Source organism: Alcanivorax sp. S6407 (genome assembly GCF_023016115.1).
GTDB lineage: Bacteria > Pseudomonadota > Gammaproteobacteria > Pseudomonadales > Alcanivoracaceae > Alcanivorax.
On record NZ_JALKBH010000012.1, the window covers coordinates 1 to 19552 of the forward strand.

General features: G+C 59.9%; 15 protein-coding genes. 11 read left to right on the plus strand and 4 right to left on the minus strand.

Going from position 1 to position 19552, the window contains the following annotated elements:
- Window positions 1-245 precede the first annotated feature (245 nt).
- Window positions 246-1367 carry a PilT/PilU family type 4a pilus ATPase gene (locus MWU49_RS17060; RefSeq protein WP_246974738.1) on the minus strand — a complete coding sequence of 374 codons (1122 nt, stop codon included), beginning with the start codon at window positions 1365-1367 and terminating at the stop codon, window positions 246-248.
- Window positions 1368-1428: 61 nt separating this feature from the next.
- Window positions 1429-2463 carry a type IV pilus twitching motility protein PilT gene (locus MWU49_RS17065; protein WP_246974741.1) on the minus strand — a complete coding sequence of 345 codons (1035 nt, stop codon included), beginning with the start codon at window positions 2461-2463 and terminating at the stop codon, window positions 1429-1431.
- A gap of 236 nt (window positions 2464-2699) precedes the next feature.
- On the opposite strand from MWU49_RS17065, the gene MWU49_RS17070 reads away from it, so the two are divergent.
- The 5 genes from MWU49_RS17070 (at window position 2700) to MWU49_RS17090 (ending at window position 8378) form a co-directional block, all read left to right on the plus strand.
- Window positions 2700-3386: a YggS family pyridoxal phosphate-dependent enzyme gene (locus tag MWU49_RS17070; protein ID WP_246974745.1), complete on the plus strand. Its 687-nt coding sequence runs from the start codon at window positions 2700-2702 to the stop codon at window positions 3384-3386.
- Between the two features lie 42 nt (window positions 3387-3428).
- Window positions 3429-4238 carry a pyrroline-5-carboxylate reductase gene (gene proC / locus MWU49_RS17075; RefSeq protein ID WP_246974748.1) on the plus strand — a complete coding sequence of 270 codons (810 nt, stop codon included), beginning with the start codon at window positions 3429-3431 and terminating at the stop codon, window positions 4236-4238.
- A 220-nt stretch (window positions 4239-4458) separates the two neighbouring features.
- Entirely contained in the window at window positions 4459-5004 is a 546-nt protein-coding gene (locus tag MWU49_RS17080; protein WP_246974751.1) for a YggT family protein, read from the plus strand.
- Between the two features lie 177 nt (window positions 5005-5181).
- On the plus strand, window positions 5182-6663 hold the full coding sequence (locus MWU49_RS17085) for a sensor domain-containing diguanylate cyclase (protein ID WP_246974754.1): 1482 nt from the start codon (window positions 5182-5184) through the stop codon (window positions 6661-6663).
- Between the two features lie 104 nt (window positions 6664-6767).
- Window positions 6768-8378 (plus strand): carboxypeptidase-like regulatory domain-containing protein, encoded by a 1611-nt coding sequence (locus MWU49_RS17090; protein WP_246974758.1) that lies wholly within the window; start codon window positions 6768-6770, stop codon window positions 8376-8378.
- Window positions 8379-8544: 166 nt separating this feature from the next.
- Here MWU49_RS17090 and MWU49_RS17095 read toward each other — a convergent pair whose 3' ends face one another.
- Entirely contained in the window at window positions 8545-10629 is a 2085-nt protein-coding gene (locus tag MWU49_RS17095) for a sensor histidine kinase (protein WP_246974761.1), read from the minus strand.
- Window positions 10630-10799: 170 nt separating this feature from the next.
- On the opposite strand from MWU49_RS17095, the gene MWU49_RS17100 reads away from it, so the two are divergent.
- From MWU49_RS17100 to MWU49_RS17110, 3 genes are all read left to right on the plus strand, one after another.
- A complete protein-coding gene (locus MWU49_RS17100) occupies window positions 10800-11444 on the plus strand; it encodes a response regulator transcription factor (RefSeq protein WP_246974764.1) in 645 nt (214 codons plus the stop codon).
- Window positions 11445-11539: 95 nt separating this feature from the next.
- The gene (locus MWU49_RS17105) at window positions 11540-12574 is read left to right on the plus strand and encodes a hypothetical protein (RefSeq protein ID WP_246974767.1); all 1035 of its coding nucleotides are present in this window, start codon (window positions 11540-11542) and stop codon (window positions 12572-12574) included.
- Window positions 12575-12742: 168 nt separating this feature from the next.
- Window positions 12743-15262, plus strand: a complete 2520-nt coding sequence (locus MWU49_RS17110; protein WP_246974770.1) for a hypothetical protein — start codon at window positions 12743-12745, stop codon at window positions 15260-15262.
- A gap of 55 nt (window positions 15263-15317) precedes the next feature.
- On the opposite strand, the gene MWU49_RS17115 is transcribed toward MWU49_RS17110, so the two are convergent.
- A complete protein-coding gene (locus MWU49_RS17115; RefSeq protein ID WP_246974773.1) occupies window positions 15318-16241 on the minus strand; it encodes a hydroxymethylglutaryl-CoA lyase in 924 nt (307 codons plus the stop codon).
- Between the two features lie 175 nt (window positions 16242-16416).
- Here MWU49_RS17115 and MWU49_RS17120 point away from each other — a divergent pair, with 175 nt between their 5' ends.
- The 3 genes from MWU49_RS17120 to MWU49_RS17130 all read left to right on the plus strand — a co-directional run bounded on the left by MWU49_RS17120 (window position 16417) and on the right by MWU49_RS17130 (window position 19232).
- On the plus strand, window positions 16417-17067 hold the full coding sequence (locus MWU49_RS17120) for a VOC family protein (protein ID WP_246974776.1): 651 nt from the start codon (window positions 16417-16419) through the stop codon (window positions 17065-17067).
- A 2-nt stretch (window positions 17068-17069) separates the two neighbouring features.
- Window positions 17070-18230: an alpha/beta fold hydrolase gene (locus MWU49_RS17125; RefSeq protein WP_246974779.1), complete on the plus strand. Its 1161-nt coding sequence runs from the start codon at window positions 17070-17072 to the stop codon at window positions 18228-18230.
- A 144-nt stretch (window positions 18231-18374) separates the two neighbouring features.
- Window positions 18375-19232, plus strand: a complete 858-nt coding sequence (locus MWU49_RS17130; protein ID WP_246974782.1) for an alpha/beta fold hydrolase — start codon at window positions 18375-18377, stop codon at window positions 19230-19232.
- Window positions 19233-19552 lie beyond the last annotated feature (320 nt).

The window sequence follows — 19552 nt, forward strand, 5'->3', positions numbered from 1 at the left end:
CGTAGTGGCTGCCATGAGAAAGCTGGTGCAGATTGCCTACGGGGTGATCAAACACCAGAAGGAATATACCCCGCAAGTCGCCTAGAGAAGGCTTGCAGGGTATGGAGAGAGACGGTATCTACAGAAAAACCGCTGGTGACAACCAAAGAAGCCGCGCCCAGTCTCCTGGTCGCGGCATCTTTTTCGGAAGGTCAGGAAAACCTGTCTTCGCGTTGTTGCGTGAAGCGTGCTGCGTGGAGCGTCTCTTATTCCGTGTCCTCGATACTCAATCCCCGTGTCGCCACATCCAGGCTGGAGGCATCGGTTTCGTTGCCGAGCTTGATCATCAGGCGCAGGTCGTTGGGGGAGTCGGCGTGGAGCATGGCGTCTTCGTAGGTGATTTCGCCGGCACTGTAGAGATCGTAGAGCGCCTGGTCGAAGGTCTGCATGCCTTGCTCGCGGGACTTGCTCATCAGTTCCTTGATCATGTGCACTTCGCCCTTGCGGATATGATCCTGAACCAGCGGGGTGCCGAGAAGTACTTCAATGGCGGCACGGCGGCCCTTGCCGTCCGGGGTGGGGATCAGCTGCTGGGCGACGATGCCTTTCATGTTCAGGGACAGATCCATCCACAGCTGGTCGTGCATGTCCGCCGGGAAGAAGTGGATGATCCTGTCCAGCGCCTGGTTGGCGTTGTTGGCGTGCAGGGTGGCCAGACACAGGTGACCGGTTTCGGCGAAGGCAATGGCCTTGTCCATGGTTTCCCGGGTCCGGATCTCACCGATCAGGATCACGTCGGGGGCCTGACGCAGGGTGTTCTTCAGGGCCACGTCGAAGCTGTCGGTATCGATACCCACTTCGCGCTGGGTGACGATGCAGCCCTGGTGCTGGTGGATGAATTCGATGGGATCCTCGATGGTGATGATGTGGCCCTTCGAGTTCTTGTTACGGTGGCCGATCATGGAGGCCAGCGAGGTGGACTTACCGGTACCGGTGGCACCCACGAAGATCACCAGGCCACGCTTGGTCATGGCCAGTTCCTTGATCACCGGCGGCAGACGCAGGTCGTCCACGTTGGGGATCTTGGTTTCGATGCGACGCAGCACCATGGCCACCAGGTTGCGCTGGTAGAAGGCGGACACCCGGAAACGGCCGATGCCGCGGGCGGAAATGGCGAAGTTGCACTCGTGCTTTTCGACAAATTCCTTGCGCTGTTTCTCGGTCATTACGCCGAACACGATATCCCGGGTCATGTCCGGGGTGAGGGCGTTCTTGGTCACCGGCAGGATCTTGCCGTGGATCTTCATGCTGGGTGGCACACCGGCAGTAATGAACAGGTCAGACCCGCCCTTCTGCACCATTATCTTGAGTAGCTCTTCAAATTCCATGTCACTTGCCTGCCTGACCGGGGCTCTGCCCCGGTGGGATTATTGTTCGGATACAGCCTGATCAGATGGAATCCGGCGCCTTGGCCTTTTCCCGGGCCACATCACGGGCCACCAGCCCTTTCTGTACCAGCCCCTGCAGGCACTGATCCAGGGTCTGCATGCCCAGCTGACCACCGGTCTGGATGGCCGAGTACATCTGCGCCACCTTGTCTTCACGGATCAGGTTCCGGATCGCCGGGGTGCCGATCATGATTTCGTGGGCTGCCACCCGGCCGCCACCATTTTTCTTCATCAGGGTCTGGGAAATTACCGCCTGCAGGGATTCCGACAGCATGGAACGGACCATGGATTTCTCTTCCGCCGGGAATACGTCCACCACCCGGTCAATGGTCTTGGCCGCGGAGGTGGTATGCAGGGTGCCGAACACCAGGTGACCGGTTTCTGCCGCGGTCAGCGCCAGGCGGATGGTTTCCAGATCCCGCATCTCACCCACCAGGATGATATCGGGATCTTCCCGCAGCGCCGAACGCAGGGCTTCGGAGAAGCCCAGGGTGTCACGGTGCACTTCCCGCTGGTTGACCAGACACTTCTTGGATTCGTGTACGAATTCAATGGGATCCTCGATGGTGAGGATGTGCTCGTAACGGGTGTTGTTGATGTAGTCGAGCATGGCCGCCAGGGTGGTGGATTTACCGGAACCGGTAGGGCCGGTCACCAGCACAATGCCACGGGGAAACTCGGAGACCTTCTGGAATACCTTGCCCATGCCCAGATCTTCCATGGTCAGCACCTTGGAAGGAATGGTCCGGAATACCGCACCGGCACCACGGTTATGGTTGAAGGCGTTAACCCGGAAACGGGCCACACCGGGCACCTCGAAGGAGAAATCGGTCTCGAAGAATTCCTCGAAGTCCTTGCGCTGCTTGTCATTCATGATGTCGTAGATCAGCGCGTGAACTTCCTTGTGCTCCATGGCGGGCAGGTTGATACGGCGAACATCGCCGTCCACCCGGATCATGGGGGGCAGGCCTGCGGAGAGGTGGAGGTCAGACGCGCCGTTCTTGGCGCTGAAAGCGAGCAGCTCGGTAATATCCATGGTGTCTTCTGGCGTTATTGTGCGTTGTGAAAAGGGCACGGAGGGCGCCGCTTTCCGTTATTATTCAGCGTTATTATGCTGGCCGCAGGCGCGCCCGCGGCCTCAGAAAATCGTATTAATCGCCCTAAAGTAACCCGAGCTTTTCAGGCGTTCAAGGAACAGCTCCGGGAATTCGCTTTCGGTAGGAAAGGGCCGCCGGACGGCCACCCGGACAGATCAACAGGTAGACCAAGCCCATGCCAGAGACAGCCAGCCCCCTGATTACCCTCCGCCAGGACATTGCCAGCGCCTGCCAACAGGCCGGCCGCGACCCGGACAGCGTCACCCTGCTGGCAGTGAGCAAGACTCGAACCGCCGGGGAGCTGGCGGCCCTGGCGGATCAGGGCCAGCACGACTTTGGTGAGAATTACCTGCAGGAGGCGCTGGACAAGATGGAGGCGCTGGCTCAGCGCGATCTGGTCTGGCATTTCATCGGCCCGATCCAGTCCAACAAGACTCGCGACATCGCCGCCCGCTTTGACTGGGTCCATTCGGTGGATCGCCTCAAGATCGCCCGCCGCCTCAGCGAGCAACGCCCGGCAGGGCTGTCGCCCCTGAATGTGTGTATTCAGGTCAATGTGGATGACGAGGACAGCAAGAGCGGGGTGCCGCTGGCAGACGTGGCGGCCCTGGCAGAAGAGGTGGCGGCGTTGCCCAATCTGACCCTGCGCGGGCTGATGGCGATCCCCCGCGCGGACAGCAATGACAGTAACCGTGGGGCTTTCCGACGGCTCGCCATGACACTGTCACAATTGCGCAATACAATGCCCGCCCTCGACACGCTCTCCATGGGCATGAGTGCGGATTTCGCGGTGGCCATTGAAGAAGGTGCCACCGTGGTCAGGTTGGGTACGGCCCTGTTTGGCCCCCGCCCTGCACGGTAACCCGGCGTGTCGCTTGCGCGACAACCAAAGGACATAGCAGTTATGGCACAGCAACTGATCGGTTTTATCGGTGCCGGCAACATGGCAACCAGCCTGGCCGGTGGCATGGTGGCGAAAGGAATTCGCCCGGCCCGGATCTGGATGAGCGACCCGTCCCGGGATCGTCTCGACGAGGTGGCACAGCTGCACCGCGTCCACGTGAGCACGGACAACCGTGATGTGCTCAGCCGCGTGGATGTGCTGGTGCTGGCGGTGAAACCGCAGATGATGCAGCAGGTGTGCGAAGACCTGCGTGACCTGATCGCCGATCGCCAGCCGCTGGTGATTTCCATTGCTGCCGGCATCACCGTGGCCAACCTGAAAACCTGGCTGGGTGAGACCCCGGTGGTGCGCTGCATGCCCAACACCCCGTCGCTGGTGCAGGCCGGTGCCACCGGGCTGTATGCCGCTGAGGGCGTCAGCGATGAGCAGAAGGCCATGGCCAAGGAAATCCTCGGTTCCGTGGGCCTGACGTTCTGGTTCGCTGAAGAGAAGGAGCTGGATGCGGTGACGGCGGTGTCCGGCTCCGGTCCGGCCTATTTCTTCCTGCTGATGGAATCCCTGATCGAGGCCGCCAAGGCCCAGGGCCTGGATGCCGCCACCGCCCGCCAGATGGTGCTGCAGACTGCCTGGGGCGCCGCCCAGCTGGCGATTACCAGTGAAGTGGGCCCGGATGTGCTGCGCCAGCAGGTCACCAGCCCCGGCGGCACCACCGCCGCCGCCCTCAACGTGTTCGAAGAAGCCGGCTTCCGCGAACAGGTCCAGGCCGCCGTCGCCGCCGCCCGGGAGCGCTCGGAAGAGCTGGCTGGGTAAAGCAGCTACAAGCTTCAAGCTACAAGCGACAAGGCGCGTATAAAGGTGGTCAGGGTTTGTGTGCCATGCCCGCGTTGTTGCGTATGAGCGCGGGCACGGCCTTGTCGAAAAGAAGGCGCTTGGCGTGTTGCAGCTTGTAGCTTGTAGCTTGCTCCTCGCAGCTTGATTTTCCCCCGCTTTGCCCCAAACTCTTCCCCTGTTGCGACCAACGGAGTAATCCATGAACCCCCAGGGTGCCCTGATTTACCTGCTCGATTTTGCCTTCAGTGCATACATCTTTATCGTGCTGACCCGGTTTGTGCTGCAGCTGGCGCGGGCGGACTTCTATAACCCGATTTCCCAGTTCGTGCTCAAGGCCACCAACCCCCTGCTCAAGCCGCTGCGTCGAATCGTGCCCGGTTATGGCGGGCTGGATGTGGCATCACTGGTGCTGGTGGTGGTCCTGACAGTGATAAAAGTATTCCTGCTCGAAGTTATCCGGGCAGGTATGTATCCGGGCATTGCAGGTTGGTTGGCATTGAATGTGCCCAAAGATTTGGCCGGCGTAGTGCTGGATTATGTGTTCATAGCGGTACTGGTTCGGGTGATTCTCAGCTGGGTGGCGCCGGACCCTTACAGTCCGGTGGTGCGTATCATCGTGCAGATCACCGAACCGATCATGGCACCGGTGCGCAAGCTGCTGCCGCCCATGGGGGGCTTTGATCTGAGCCCGCTGTTTGTGCTTCTTGGTATCCAGCTGCTGACAATTCTGTTTCAGTTGCACTGATTGACCGGCGCTGCGGGCAGGCCCGCAGCGCCGATTCTCCTCGATTCTCCCCGGTCAACCCCTAAACGGTGGTATTGAACCGACCGGCGTTATGCATATCCTCTGTACCCTACGTTCTCTGACTCTGCTTCACCCAGTACAGTGAATTTTCCAAAAACGGACTGACAGGACCGCACAGTGGATGATCTGCGGGATTTCAGCGTGACCAGCATGCGCGCGCTGCACCAATTATCGTTGCTCGACCGGGCAGACCTGCCCGCTCTTTTCAATGCCTACCTGAACAGTGGCTGTGAGCTGCTGGGCCTTTCCGTGGGCATCGTCAGCCAGATAGAAGACGGCCGTTATACCGTCTCGGCGGTGGCCGGCGGTGGGGATGCCATTGGTCGCGGTGATGTGTTTCCGCTGGGTGAGACCTACTGTCAGGCGGTGGTCAACAAGCGCGGCACGGTGGCGCTCCATCATGTGGGCGCGCTGGAAGAAATGCGCAGTCACCCGGTCTATCAGGGCATGCAGCTGGAATCCTATATCGGCACGCCATTGCGGGTGGCCGGCGAAGTGGTGGGTACCCTCAACTTCAGCGATACCGGCATTCGCCCGGAGCCGTTTACCGTGGAAGAGCTGGAGTTCCTTGAGCTGATGGCCCAGAGCCTCAGCCATGCCCTGGAGCAGGAGAGTCTGCGCAACTGCCGGGCAAAGAGTGATTCTGAACGGGAAGCCAGCGAGGCCCTGTTTGAAGCGGCCTTCCAGCATGCGGCCATTCCCATGGCGATTGTGGCGCCGGACGGCCAATGGCTGCGGGTCAATGATGCGGTCTGCGACCTGTTGGGTTACTCCAGTCGGGAACTGCTGGGGATGGATTTTCAGTGCATTACCCACCCGGATGATCTGCACAAGGATCTGGCCCACGTACAGTCGCTGCTGTGCGGGCAGAAGAACCAGTACTGGATGCAGAAGCGCTATTTTCACAGCAATGGCGAACTGGTGTGGGCGCTGTTGGCGGTGTCGATCGTGCGCAATGCTGACGGTTCGCCGCGCTGCTTTCTGTCACAGATCAAGGATATCTCTCCCCAGCGGGAAGCCGAGTCTGCCCTGCAGGCCAATCGCGATGAACTGGAACAGATCAACCAGGAACTGGCCCAGCTGGCGCGCACCGACAATCTCACCGGGCTGAGTAACCGGGCGGTGATGATGGAGGGGTTACGGCAAGCCCACGATCGCTGTAAGCGAAGCGGGGAGCCGCTGACATGTATGCTCATGGAAGTGGACAGATTCCGGGATTTCAACGAGGCCAATGGCCACAGCAACGGGGATCTCCTGCTCAAGGCGGTGGCGGGTTGTCTGGAGGCCACGGTAGGCCACAGCGGTACGGTTGGCCGCTACAGTGCTGATGTGTTCATGGCTTTACTGCCGGAGCGGGGCCTCAATGCGGCCCTGGAGATGGCGGATCAATGTCGCTATGCCATCGCACGGATGAATACGGTCCCGCAACCGTTACACCTGAGTGTGGGGGTGGCGGTACTGTTGCCGGAAGAAGATGCCATGCTGCCCGACGTGGATGACTTGCTGCGCACCGCAGATCAGGCGCTCTATGCGGCACGGGACACCGGTGGCGACGGGGTGCGCGCGGTAAGGGTGGAGAGCGCAGCTTTGACTGACTGAGTCGTTGTACTCAAGCTCACCTTCCCCCCTGTTCATGGGGGGTACTCTGCACCACGACTCGCCTAGCATTGTGACCAATTTCTCAACATATGAAGGGATTGGTCATGGGAAGGGTTTCTCGATTCGGGTGGTTCCCGGGCATCGGTGTGACGGGGCTGTGCCTGTTGTTGGCAGCCTGCGGGGGCGGTGGCAGTAACAGTGCAGTTGGCGTCACGTCCGGTGATGGCGGCGGAGAAGCGCCGGTGGCGAAGACCGAGCTGGCCGGGTCCGTGGCGGTGGGTGTAGCGGTGAGTGGCGCAACGGTGACGGCCAAATGTGAATCCGGCAGCGATGTGCCCACCGTTACCAGCAACCCGGACGGCAGCTACACCATCGAGATTCCCGATGACAATTTCCCCTGCATTCTCAAGGCGGTCGGCGGTAACCTGCCAGCGGGTACCGCCGCGTTGCATTCCTTTGCCTCCGCCGGCAGTACCACCGTCAACATCACGCCGCTGACCGATCTGGCGTTGGCGTTGGCGCTCAAGGCACAGGATGGCCGCTCCCTGACAGACTGGTTTGCCGCGCCGGCCAACTGGAGTGAAGTGAGCGCCGGGCTGCAAGCCGCCATCGCTGAATTGCGCACTCTGCTGGAGACTCAGGGCTACACCCTGCCAACCACCTGGACGCCAGCCAATCTGCTTCTGCCGTTGACGGAAATCTTTACCCCCAGTGCGACCCCGGCAGCAGATACCCTCGACCGCCTGCTCGAAGATATCGCCGATGCCATTGGCGAAGCGCTGGAGACTTATGACGGTGTTCTGGCGGCCCTGATCAGTGGCGGTTCGTTTCCGGAAGCTGTGCAAGAAGACGATAACGGTGGCGGCGGTGGTGACGATGAGGTGCTGGCACCGGTCCCCGCCGCCGCACTGGGTGACAACCCGGCCCCGAGTCAGGGCGAGTTCCTGACGCTGGTGTCACAGAGCTGGCCGGTGGCGATCTATGCGGTACCGGATGGTAGCGAATCCTGGTACGGCGAAGGCTCGCTGGCCATTGGTGGCACGACCAGCAACTGGACCATGGAACTGCGCGGCGCTGATGACAGCATCATCGCCAGCCTGGATGCTGCCGGCGCTATCAGTAGTGCCCTGACCCCATTCGACGATCAGGATTTGGGGGTCTCGATCATCTATCATCCCGGCCAGGTTTTCATCAACAAGGGTGTCGCGACCAGCGAACATCTGAATACCTTCGTGGAATGGAATACCGGCCTGATAGAAGGTTTTGCCGGTGGTAACGGGGAAGTGAAATTCCGCAACAGCATGGAAGCCTATGGCGAAGCCGTGCCGGCCATTTTTGCCGATCTGGCCGGCAACTGGAGTGGCACCGGTCAGGTGTCTTGCACCGGGCCATTTGGTCCTTTTACCCAGGTGACCAATACGGCGGTGATCACTGTGGAAGGCACGGTGTCCATTGATGGTCAGACCCAACTTTGCAACGGGGTGCTGCCACAGGTAATCAGCTGGGGTGGCAAGAATGATTTCCTGATTCCGGATCCGGAAGAAACGGATGGTTCCTACATCCTCCATCTGGACTCCGGTAACCTGGCGAACGTCAGTAATGGCAAGTTCCAGATTCGCCTCAATGCGGATATGGGCGTGAAAAGAATGAGTGGTTTTGTGCCTGATTTCTTTGAGATGAATAACCTGCAAAAGGCGCAGGATATGGGCAACTGATTCTGCTGGTGAAAACTGGATTCGGCGGGCCCTGGCCCGCCATTTTTTTGGCCGCTCTGCGGCAGCAGCACGCTTCATGCATCACGCAACAGGCGCAAGGCAAAACCGGACCGCACAACACGCGTTACTCCGCTACGTTACGTTTCCAGAGCAGGCAATGGTATCGCTAGTCCAGGGGAACCGTCAGGCGGACCTGCCACTCGCCATTGACCGTGATGTAATCGAACTGGCCTGCCATTTTTCTGGCTCTGGTCTGCATGATATTCAGCCCCCTTTGCGGGCCAGGTTCCGCTGCCGCATTCAGGCCGCTGTTGATAATTATCAGGTCAAGTTGATCGGTGCTGGCCTTGATCGTGACGCGTAACACCGGGGTAGCAGAATGCTTCAGGGCATTACTGACAGACTCGCGCACGATGCGGGTGATTTCACTGAAAGACGACGCGTCCAGGGTGACCGGCAGCAGTGTTTCGTCCCATTGCAGGGTTACTTCATGGTCCTTGCAGCGTCGCGCGGTTTCTTCGCGCCATTGTGATGTGGCGGCTTCCAGAGACAGCGAATGCCCTTCCATTTCCCGCAGCAGATCGCGAAGATCGTTGATTGCCTCTCGTACCAGCGGGCGGGAGTCGGGGTTGGATTTGTGCAGCAGATGTAACAGCTTGGCCCCCAGGTCGTCGTGCATGTCCCGGCGGATACGATTACGCTCTTCGCTGGCGCCGTCTTGCCAGGCCGTGCGGGTCTGGTTTACCAGTTGGTGCAGTGAAAGCACCAGTTTGCTGATATCTACATCGCGACGTGAGAAAAGTCGCTGGCCGTTGCCGGGGTGTTGCAGCACAAAATGGTGATGACCAGCCGGGTCGGGGACAATCAGTTGATTGCCCTTGTCGCCAATGGCGGCAAAGGGTTTTACGCCGCTCACCTGTTCCAGGGAAAGTGGGGAAAAAACCGCGTCGAGTGCTTCGGCGATACCGGATTGCTGTGGATTGATTTTCCTGACTTGAAGCATCGCCGGCAGGGCCTGGGATAACCAGCTATCGAGGCCCGGCTGGTTATTGCGAATCAGCTTGCCCCAAACATATTGGCGAACGGGAAAGTAAAGCCAGCCGATCAAGGCCACGGACAGGGCCAGGGTAGCCGGCCCGGAAAGCGTCAGGATCATGGCCAGAAGCAGATCCATCAGCATGATCATCAAGCCCCCCAGCAGCCATGACCAGAGTGAAAACCACCAGGGTTCAAGGTTGAACAGCCGGTGCCGCACTACGCCCATGGCCATGCCCAGATACATCAGCAGGAAGGTGGTAAAGAGCAGACCCTGCGAGGCAGGAATGGCCACATTCATCATGGCGGGGAGGATCATGCCGCCGGAAAAAAAAGCGGTACCCAGAATGATAGACAGTACCGTCCAGCGAAGCGCCACACGATGTGAGGGTTGGCCGCGGGTTTGTCGCCATTGCCACAGGGCGCCCCCCAGCCCCAGCAGGAAGATGCCCATCACCCAGGAATGAAATCCGGCAGCGGGGGTCGCCAGCAGCTGCCATTGATCGATGCCAATGGCGACCACGAACAAACCATAGAGCATGCCGGTAAACCAGCGCGAAGGAGCCGGGCGCGGGTAGTTCCACAGGAAGGCAGCCAGAGAAGCCGAAAAAAGCAGCGCTCCGAAATGATTGATTCCGGAGAGCACGGTAAACCATGGTCCGGGAATGAACAGCTCGCGGGTGCTGTAGATGGCTGCTGCAGAGGAAAACAGCACATAGCTCAGGCCAGTAAGGGCAAAGGAATGAATGGCGATTTCACGACGGGCCGGCACCCATACCATCAGGCAAATGATCATGCCGGCCAGGCCACAGACCAGTTGCAGCCAGAACAGACCTGGCAGCGATTGTACGGTACGTTGTGTGGGGCTGACGGCAAGGCGCTCCCCACTGGTGTCCACGATGGACAGGGTGCCATCGCTGAGCGCCTGCTGCAGAGACCGGTGGTCATCGAAGAATGCATTCATGTCGGCATAGCTGGCCAGAACATCCGGTTCTTCGAGCATCAGGCGGGGGGAGGCGGCAATGTCCCGGGTGCCGTCATGGAAGTGGCTGAGCGAACGCTGGCTGCCATCGGCCAGCACGGCCACCATGGTGTCATCTTCCACCTGAAATCGAATATCGCTGGCGGGGAGGGATAGTGCCAGACTGACAGCCACAACCCCGTAAACCGCCACCAGCAGAAAACCAATGGCAATCCTTGTCTTGAGCGAAAGCATGAAAATCCCTTGTCCGTTTTGATGCCGGGTGACGGCCCCCCTGTTTCGGGGGTTGCCTCAATGAGGGCGCGCTAACTATAACTATCCACGCTGGGATATTTTTCGCCCACCGAATATATTCAGTAACTGTTAATCCACACAGCGATTTTTTCGCCACAGGGAGTGTGAGCATGGTGCCCGTCAATCAAGTGTTGATTGTTGAAGATCTGCCCGATGTGTCTGACTGGTTGCACGAGCAGGTGAGCACCATTCTCCAGCCCCAACAGATTCAGCGTGCCAGTAATCTTGCCGAGGCGGTTACTTGTATCGAGCAGCACCGCCATGATCTGGCGCTGATCGATCTGGGCCTGCCGGATGGCAGTGGCGTGACCCTGGTCAGACCGTTCAAGGAGCGCAACCCCGGCGCCCGCTGCATCATTACCACCATCTTCGATGATGCCGAGCATCTGTTTGGTTCCCTGCGTGCCGGTGCCGATGGCTACCTGCTCAAGGACGATACGGAATCCGCCTTCGCCAATCAGCTGTCCGGCATTCTCGACGGGCGTCCACCCCTGTCCGCTTCCATTGCCCGGCGATTGCTGGAGCAGTTTCATCCCCTGGAAGGCGAGCAGGAAGTGTCGTTAACGCGCCGCGAGCGCGAAATGCTCACGCTCATTGCCAAGGGGCTGAGTATTCGTCATGCGGCCGAGAAACTGGGCATTTCCCATCACACCGCCGCCGGCTACATGAAAGGCGTCTACGAAAAACTGCAGGTCAACACCCGCGCCGAAGCCACCCTCAAGGCCATCCACCTTGGCCTGGTGAACCCTGTCTGAATCCGTTTCGGGCGTCGACCCCCTGTTCATGGGGTTTTGTCCGTCAAGCTTTGAACCTAGTCTCAATTCTCTTAACTTTTCCGGGGAAGGAAATCATGAAAAAGGGAATTGTGGCGATCGCCGCCGCCATGCTGATTACCGGCTGTGCTACCAGTGGTGACCCGTCCGGTGCCGAGGCCAGCAAGAAGGCGCGCACCGACAGCAAGAATGTGGAATCGCTGACCAGCAACAAGGAAGTCTACCTGTCCGATTTTCGGGTCACCTTTATTACCGAAGACAGCAGCAGCGCCAAGTCCACCAATCCACTGCTGTTCCGTGGTGGTGATGGTAATGATTACGCCACCGCCATCCTGAGAGCAAAGTTGACCGGTATCGACGAAGCCACCCTGCAGTCCATCACGGACAAGGCTTACGGGGATTTCCTGGCCAACATGCAGGAGCGAGGCTACACCGTGCTGGATCAATCCGGCCTGGAAGCGATCAAGGCCTGGAACAAGATTGATACCCTTTCCAGCCCCAATCCGCCGTTTGATCCTGCCAGCAAGGACATCGGCGAAAAGGCCATGTTCAGTGCCAATAATGCCCGCCAGATCACCTTTGCCCCCGCCGGTATGCCGCTGCTGAAGCTGTCCAGCAATAACCAGGTGCCTTACAACTACGGGGTGGCGGCGGACAAGGCCGGCAAGCCCATCGTGCGTGCTCACTACGTGGTGCATTTCGCCTATTTCGGGTCTGACACCGATTACGATATTGATTACAACGCGGTGGATATGGCCGGTCGTGATGTGAAGCGAACTACCCTGTCGGCCAGTGTGTCACTGGGGCAGGGCATCCAGGTGACCCCGGGATCCGCCATCGAATTTTCCGTGGATCAGGGTGGCACTTTCAGCAAGGGCGGTTATATCAGCCTCAAGGATCCGGTGGTGATTGGGGGTAACTACGGCACCAACCTGGACACGACCTCGTCCACGACCAAGGCGGTGAATGCGTTCAGCTCACTGCTGGGTCAGTTCAGTGGTGGCAGTAGCTCTACCAAGGAAGTGTCCATCGAGGCGAATCCGGCCTACTACGCTTACGGTGTAGAGAGCGCGCTTTCCGAAGCCAACAAGCGTCTGTTCAATAACCTCTGATCTACCCCGGCCCTTCCGTTCGGAAGGGCCGTCTTCTCTGTTGTCCGGCCTTTGTATCAGCGGCAACTCTTCCATGCCTTACACCCCCCTGTTTATGGGGTGCTCAAATTTCCCCGCGACTTCTATGCTGCTGGAATCCATTTCAATCAGGCGGCGAGGGATTCGGGTATGCAGCCAATAAAAGGGAAGTTGATAGTTCGGGCCGGACTGCTGGGGGTGATCCTGGCAGTGACGGGCTGTGGCGGCGGGGGCAGCAGCAGTGATGGGGTTCCGTCTGGAGGGAGTGGGCCTTCCACGCCGCCGTCGGCCAGCCTGGCCGGTACGGCAGCGGTGGGCGCTGCCATCCAGTCCGGTACGGTCACGGCAGAATGTGCCGATGGCAGTGGCTTCACTACCACCGTGACCACGGCCGCTGACGGGAGCTGGAGCGGAGACATTACCAGCACGGCACTGCCTTGTGTGCTGACGGTTACCGGAGGCACCCCGTCAGTGACCCTGCGCAGCTATGCCAGCCAGCCGGGCACCATCAATATCACGCCGATTACCGATATGGTGCTGGCGCTGGCTACCGGCCTGGCGGATGGCAGCTGGGTCTCCACGCCAGCCAACTGGCCGGAGAGCAGCACGATTGCCGCCAAGAAAACCGAGCTGCTCACCGCCATGACCAATGCCGGCTTCACCTTGCCTGGCGGCGATCCCTTCACCACCGCACTGGTGATTGGTGACGCCTGGGATCAAGTGCTGGATGCCATTCAGGAAGCGATTGATAACGATCCTGCCATCGCGGATTACAGCGCGCTGCTGAATCTGGTCAAGGATGGCAACCTGAATCAGTTCCCGGCGGCGCCGGATGACGAAGGGCCTACCGATCCTGAATTGCCTGCCAACCTGGATGTGCTGACCGACTACGCGGGTACCTGGACAGTGATCGGCAATGCTGTCGGCGATCCGGGGTATTGTGGCAGTTGTGGTGTCGCCAATCGGGATCACGCCCGCGGCACAGTGATCATTTCTGCCCAGGGGGATATCGACTTTGATACCGGTATCAGCTTCCTGGCCACGGACATCGTGGCGATCTATGACCGCAAAGGAGTGGACGCGGATCGCCGTGTGGCCGTGAACTATGGTCCCTCTGACAGTGATGAACGGGTGCGTTTGTATCTCAATGGGGATCTGGAAGTCATGGAAATCATCCATGACGATGGTCAGGGTGTTACCACCCGCGCCCTGATTCAGGAAGATACTGTGGATCCGGGCCCCGAGCCGGGGGCTGAGCTGCTTGGCCTGCGTAATGGCGTGGCCATCGTGCACGACGGTAATGTCTGGGCGGTGGAACAGCCGTTTATCGAGTCTTTCGGAGCCACTACCGCCAAGCGGCAGATTAGCGCCAATAACTTTGGCAGCGATTACAACATCATCGATACCTCTCTGCTCAATGGTGACGAGCTGGCCTGGGTACAGGTCAATGTGGCACACGGAGCACTGGGTACCCAGTTGTGTGGGCCCAGCACAGGGGTATCCATGCTGACCGTCGACAATTCCGTCAGCCCGCCGGTGCAGAAAACGTGGACAGCCACGGCCTGTGAGCTGGATGTGGATTATCACTTCAGCAATGGCGCCACCGATGGCCGCATCATCAGTGCCACGCTGGGTAACGACAAGGATGCAGAACAGGTCACCCTGAGCGATGGCCAGTTCCGGATCTATATTCATACCGGCATTGACGGTGAAGCGCCGGCCCTGGCAGATGAAATCCTCTGGGATCTGACGGTAGACAGCGGCACCCGGGAGATCCGCTCCGGGCATTTCCTGGGTGGGCGACCGCTTCAAGACGGCTCGCACCCGGATCATGAGATTGTCGTGGCGGTGACTGCGGGAAGTTCCAACCCGGCAGTCGGGACCTATGACTGTGACAACACCGCGGCGTCGGTCTTGCTGAGGATGGGCTGGAAAACCACCAGCGACCCCCTGTTCAAGTTCCAGAGTGACAATGGTGGTTCATGCACCGTGACCGTGGAGCAGAGCGCAGGACGCAAGTATGTGGGCAGCTACAGCGCCACCTTGCTGGGGCCGAGCAACAGTGTTTTCGGCTCAGGGCTGGCCGCCGGCGACACCGAGCTGCCGGAAGCTGAACGGACCCTGGTCGTGCATGGCAAGTTCCGGAACTTCACCACCCAGACCTTCCATGCCGACAATAACGGTGATGACGGTGTGCTGGGCAGTGAGGCGCAGGGAATCAGCATGGTCATCGGCGAAGGTAGCACCCATTTCGTGGCCGGTGAGCGATTCCTGCTGGAATCGGAAGTGTCCTCCAATGGCAACAACGGTTATTTCTTCCGGGTGTTTGATGATCTGGAATCACCCAATAACCAGATGCGGATGGTGTGGTCCAACATTCCCATGCAGGTGGGCAGCCATGACTGTAATGAGGATGTGGGTGGCCTGAAGCCGACCATGACAATCTCTACCCCGGCGAACATTCCCTACGGTGCTACCTATACCCAGTCAGGTACCCAGAACCTGACTGAGGGGGCGTCGTGCACCGTGAATGTGACCAGTGTGGATAACGGTATTGTGGAAGGGACCTATACGGCGACCCTGGTGGCAAAGGACATGGCGCCGGTGTTGCCGGGTAACGATGCCACCATCTCCGTGTCCGGTGATTTCCGTTACCCCAATACCCCCTGATGCAGGGCGTGGCATCTGCCGGGCAGTTCCACTGCCCGGCGTGATGCGCGAAGACTCACCATAAACAGGGCGTCTTGCCCTGTTTTTCCTGGGATTCCATCCAGCCGAGAATGCGCCCGCCCAGCGGGCGCTGGGTGGCTTCCTGCGCCAGCGCCACGGCGGCACGCAGTTTTTCCACGTCGATACCGGTCTTCAGGCCGGCACTTTCCAATAGGTAGACCAGATCTTCCGTGGCCATGTTGCCGGTAGCGCCGGGAGCAAACGGGCAGCCGCCCAGGCCGCCGATGGAGGCATCGAAACGACGCACCCCCAGATCTGCTGCCGCCCAGGCCATGGCAGCGGCCAACCCGCGGGTGTCGTGCAGGTGCACGTAGAATGTTTCCGCCCCGAACTCGCGAATCAGTGGCGCCATGATGTCCTTCATCTGCTGCGGGTTGCCTGCACCAATGGTATCGGCGATGGCCACTTCGTCGGAGCCCGCGGCAAACATGCGCTCGCTGAGTTGCTGCGGCAGCGTCACCGGCACCGGCCCGTCGTAGGGGCAGGCGAAAGCGCCGGAGATATAGGTGCGGGTGGCGATACCGTCGGCTTTGGCGGCCGCGATGATGGCTTCGCAGCTCTGCGCCGCCTGCTCCAGGCTCATGCGCAGATTGCGCTCATTAAAGGAATCCGTGGTGGAAAGTACCAGCGCCACGGTGGGGTAACCCGCTTCTTTGGCCAACTGGTAGCCCTTCAGGTTGGGGACCAGGGCTGTGTAATGAAGCTCCTCCCCTTGCGGCAGCAACGGGGTGAGGGCAGCGGCATCGGCCATCTGCGGAATGGCCTTGGGGCTGACAAAGCTCACCGGCTCCAGATAACGCATACCGGCATCCACCAGCAGCTGTGCCAGCCGTGCCTTGGTGTCGGTGTCCACGGTTACCGGCTGGTTCTGCAGTCCGTCGCGCAGTCCCACTTCGTTGATGATGGCCTTGTCACTCATACCTTTACCCTACCCGTTAACAGGCCGCTCAGTTTGCCATTGTGCGAAGGCCGGCGCGAGTGGCCAGAACTGACAGGTTCTTGGTGGTTTCGGATTTCAATCCGGCGCCCACCTGTGACAACAATAAGTCCTCAAATGGAATCGTGAATACCGACAATAATCAGGAGCTACCATCATGAGCAGCCCGACCCCACTTGCCATGCTCAAGCACGTGCACCATGGTGCCTATCGCTGCCGCGATGCGGAGCAGACCCGCTGGTTCTATGAAGATGTGCTGGGCTTGCCCCTGACCCTGGCCATGGAATTCGACGAAGAACCGGGTACCGGTCGCAAGGTGGATTACATGCACCTGTTCTTCCAGATGGGCGACGATAACTTTATCGCCTTCTTCGATGCCCCGGACAGTGCCGATGAAATGCAGTTTCGTCCCCGCCATGCCTTCGATCTGCACCTGGCCTTTGAGGTGGACACCATGGAAGAGCTCAAGGACTGGCGTCGGCGCATCAACAAGGCCGGTCGACCCTGCTTCGGGCCGGTGGATCATGAGTTCATCCATTCCATTTATTTTGTCGACCCCAACGGTATCCCGCTGGAAATCACCGTGCGCGATCCCAGCTACGACAAGGTGGTCGAGGCCGATGCGGCCAAGGCCCACGATGCGCTCAAGGCCTGGACCGAAAAGACCCGGGCCCAGAAGGAAAAGCTGTTTGGTGCGGCTCTGGATATGCGCGGTATCGACACCAGCAAGACCGATTTCTCCAAGGTGAAAGCGGCCATGGAAAAACAACAGGAAAAGCAACAGCAAGAAGAACAAAAGGACGCCTGAACATGAGCAAGCTGTACGACCGCACGCCCCACCTGATTGCCTTCACCGAACAGTCCCAGTTCAAGGACACCTACGCCGGCCCCATGGATCTGGTCACCCTGGAGGCTCACCTGCTGACCCCCAAATCCGGGCCCGGCAAGACCGTGGTGGTGTTCATGCACCCGGTGGGCGGCGGCGCCTATCTGCCCATGGTGTCGGCACTGGCCAAGGCCGGCTTGTCCGTCATCTACTGCAACAGCCGCTACCGCGGGGCCGACAGTGCCTTGTTGATGGAAAAAGTGGTGGCGGACCTGGGCGCCTGCGTGCGTTATGCCAAGGAAAAACTGGGCTATGAAAAGGTGGTGCTGGGCGGCTGGTCCGGGGGTGGTTCCCTGAGTTTGTTGTACCAGGCGGAGGCGGAGGATCCGCAGATCACTGAGACCCCGGCCGGCGACCCCTATGATCTGGTGTCCCAGAAGCTGATTCCTGCTGACGGCATCATGTTGCTGGCGGCCCATGTGTCCCGCGCCATCACCATGACCGAATGGCTGGACCCGTCGGTAAAGGACGAGAACAACCCGGAAGACCGCGACCTGGAACTGGATATCTACCACCCGGACTGCCCCAACAAGCCGCCCTACAGTGACGACTTTGTGGCCCGCTTCCGGCAGGCGCAGATCGATCGCAACCGGCGCATCACCGACTGGGTGAAGCGCAAGCTGGAAGATTTCCGCAGCCGTGGCCTGCACAGTGAGGAATTCGGCTTTGTGGTGCATCGCACCATGTGCGACGTGCGCTGGCTGGATCCGGCCCAGGACCCCAACGAGCGAACCCCCGGCAGCTGTTATCTGGGCGATCCGAGAATCGTCAATAACGGCCCCGTGGCCCTGGCCCGTTTCAACACCCTGCGCGGCTGGCTGAGCCAGTGGAGCTTTGATGATTCCCGCGCCAATGGCCCGGCCTGCGCTGGCCGCATCAGCATCCCCGCGCTGGTGATCGGCAACACCGCCGACAATGCCTGCACGCCCAGCCATACCCATCGTCTGTTTGAAGGTTTCAAGTCCGGCCAGGCGGAACGGCGGGAAATCAAGGGCGCCAACCACTACTACTTCGGCCAGCAGGACAAGATGGACGAAGCGGTCACCTGTTGCACCGAATGGCTGCAGAAACACGATTTGATGTAGCAGGGGATAAAGGCCCGCCTGACGTGATTGATAAGGTGGTGTCACAAGTCGTCAGCGATCCTGTCCGACAGTTTTTCTGTGTGCTGTCCTGCTCGCGTTGTGGCTGCTAACGTTCTCACATTATTGAATATCGAGATAACGACAATGAGCATTATCCTTTTTCTGCTCGCGCTGGTGGTGGTCTATTCCGTGGCCATGACCCTGGTGCTGTACATCTGCTGGTACTACGACCGCAACAACTTCCCGGAGCAGGCCAAGGTGCCGGATGAGCCGCCCATGCGCCTGTGGGCGGCGGTGCTGGCGATGCTGGGGGAGGCGGGTTCCCTGTTGCTGCTGTTCCTGCTGTATCCATTGCGCCTGATTCACGATGCCTCCCCGGTGCGCACCCGTCATCACGCGGAAACTCCCGTGATCCTGGTGCATGGTTACGGCGGCAACAGCGCCAACTTCCTGCTCATGCAGTGGCGCCTGAAATGGCGTGGCTGGTCCAATGTCTACTCTGTGAGCTACACCCCGCCGCACATCAATGCGCGCAAGCTGTCCCAGCAGGTGGTCGATCATGTGGAGCGTATCCTCAACGCCACCGGCGCAGAAAAGGCCCATCTGGTCTGTCATTCCATGGGCGGGCCGCTGGCCCGGTATGCACTGAAGAACCTGGGCCTGGCCGGCAAGGTAGACAAGGTCATCACCCTCGGCAGCCCCCACTACGGCTCCCGCGTTGCCGCCCTGTTCCCGCCGGTAGGTGCCGCCGCCCAGCTGCGCTACAACAGCCCGTTCATCCGTGAACTGGCCAACGAGGAAACCTGCCCGGGTGGCGCCCGCTACTTCTCGCTGTACTCCAACCTGGACAATTTCATCCTGCCGTCGTCCGCAGCGGTACTGCACGGCGCCGAAGAAAATGTCCACGTCCCGTACCTGGGCCACGCCTCCCTGCTATACAGCACCCGCATGCTGGAAGAGGTGGAGCGTTGCCTGCTCAAGCCGGAACAGACCGGCGAGTAGGGCTGACCGCCCTGTAGGAGCACCTCTCGAGGTGCGAACCTGCGGTGAAAGTGGCACTTGCCTGGCTGGCGAATGCTGGCCTGCAGTTTCATCGCACCGATAAAGGTGTTTGTCCTCGCCGGACGGGCCCAAAGGGGGAACTGGCTCCCCCTCTGGACTCCCCGCCACCCCGACTCCGTTCGACCCGCTCCGCGGGCACACTCCGGTACTCACGATCTGGCGGACGCAAAAAAGACTCGCTCCGCTCAGACAGGTTTTTTGCTCTACGCCGCCAGATCCTTCCGTTCCTCGACTCACTCTAACGGGGACGATCCCGTGCT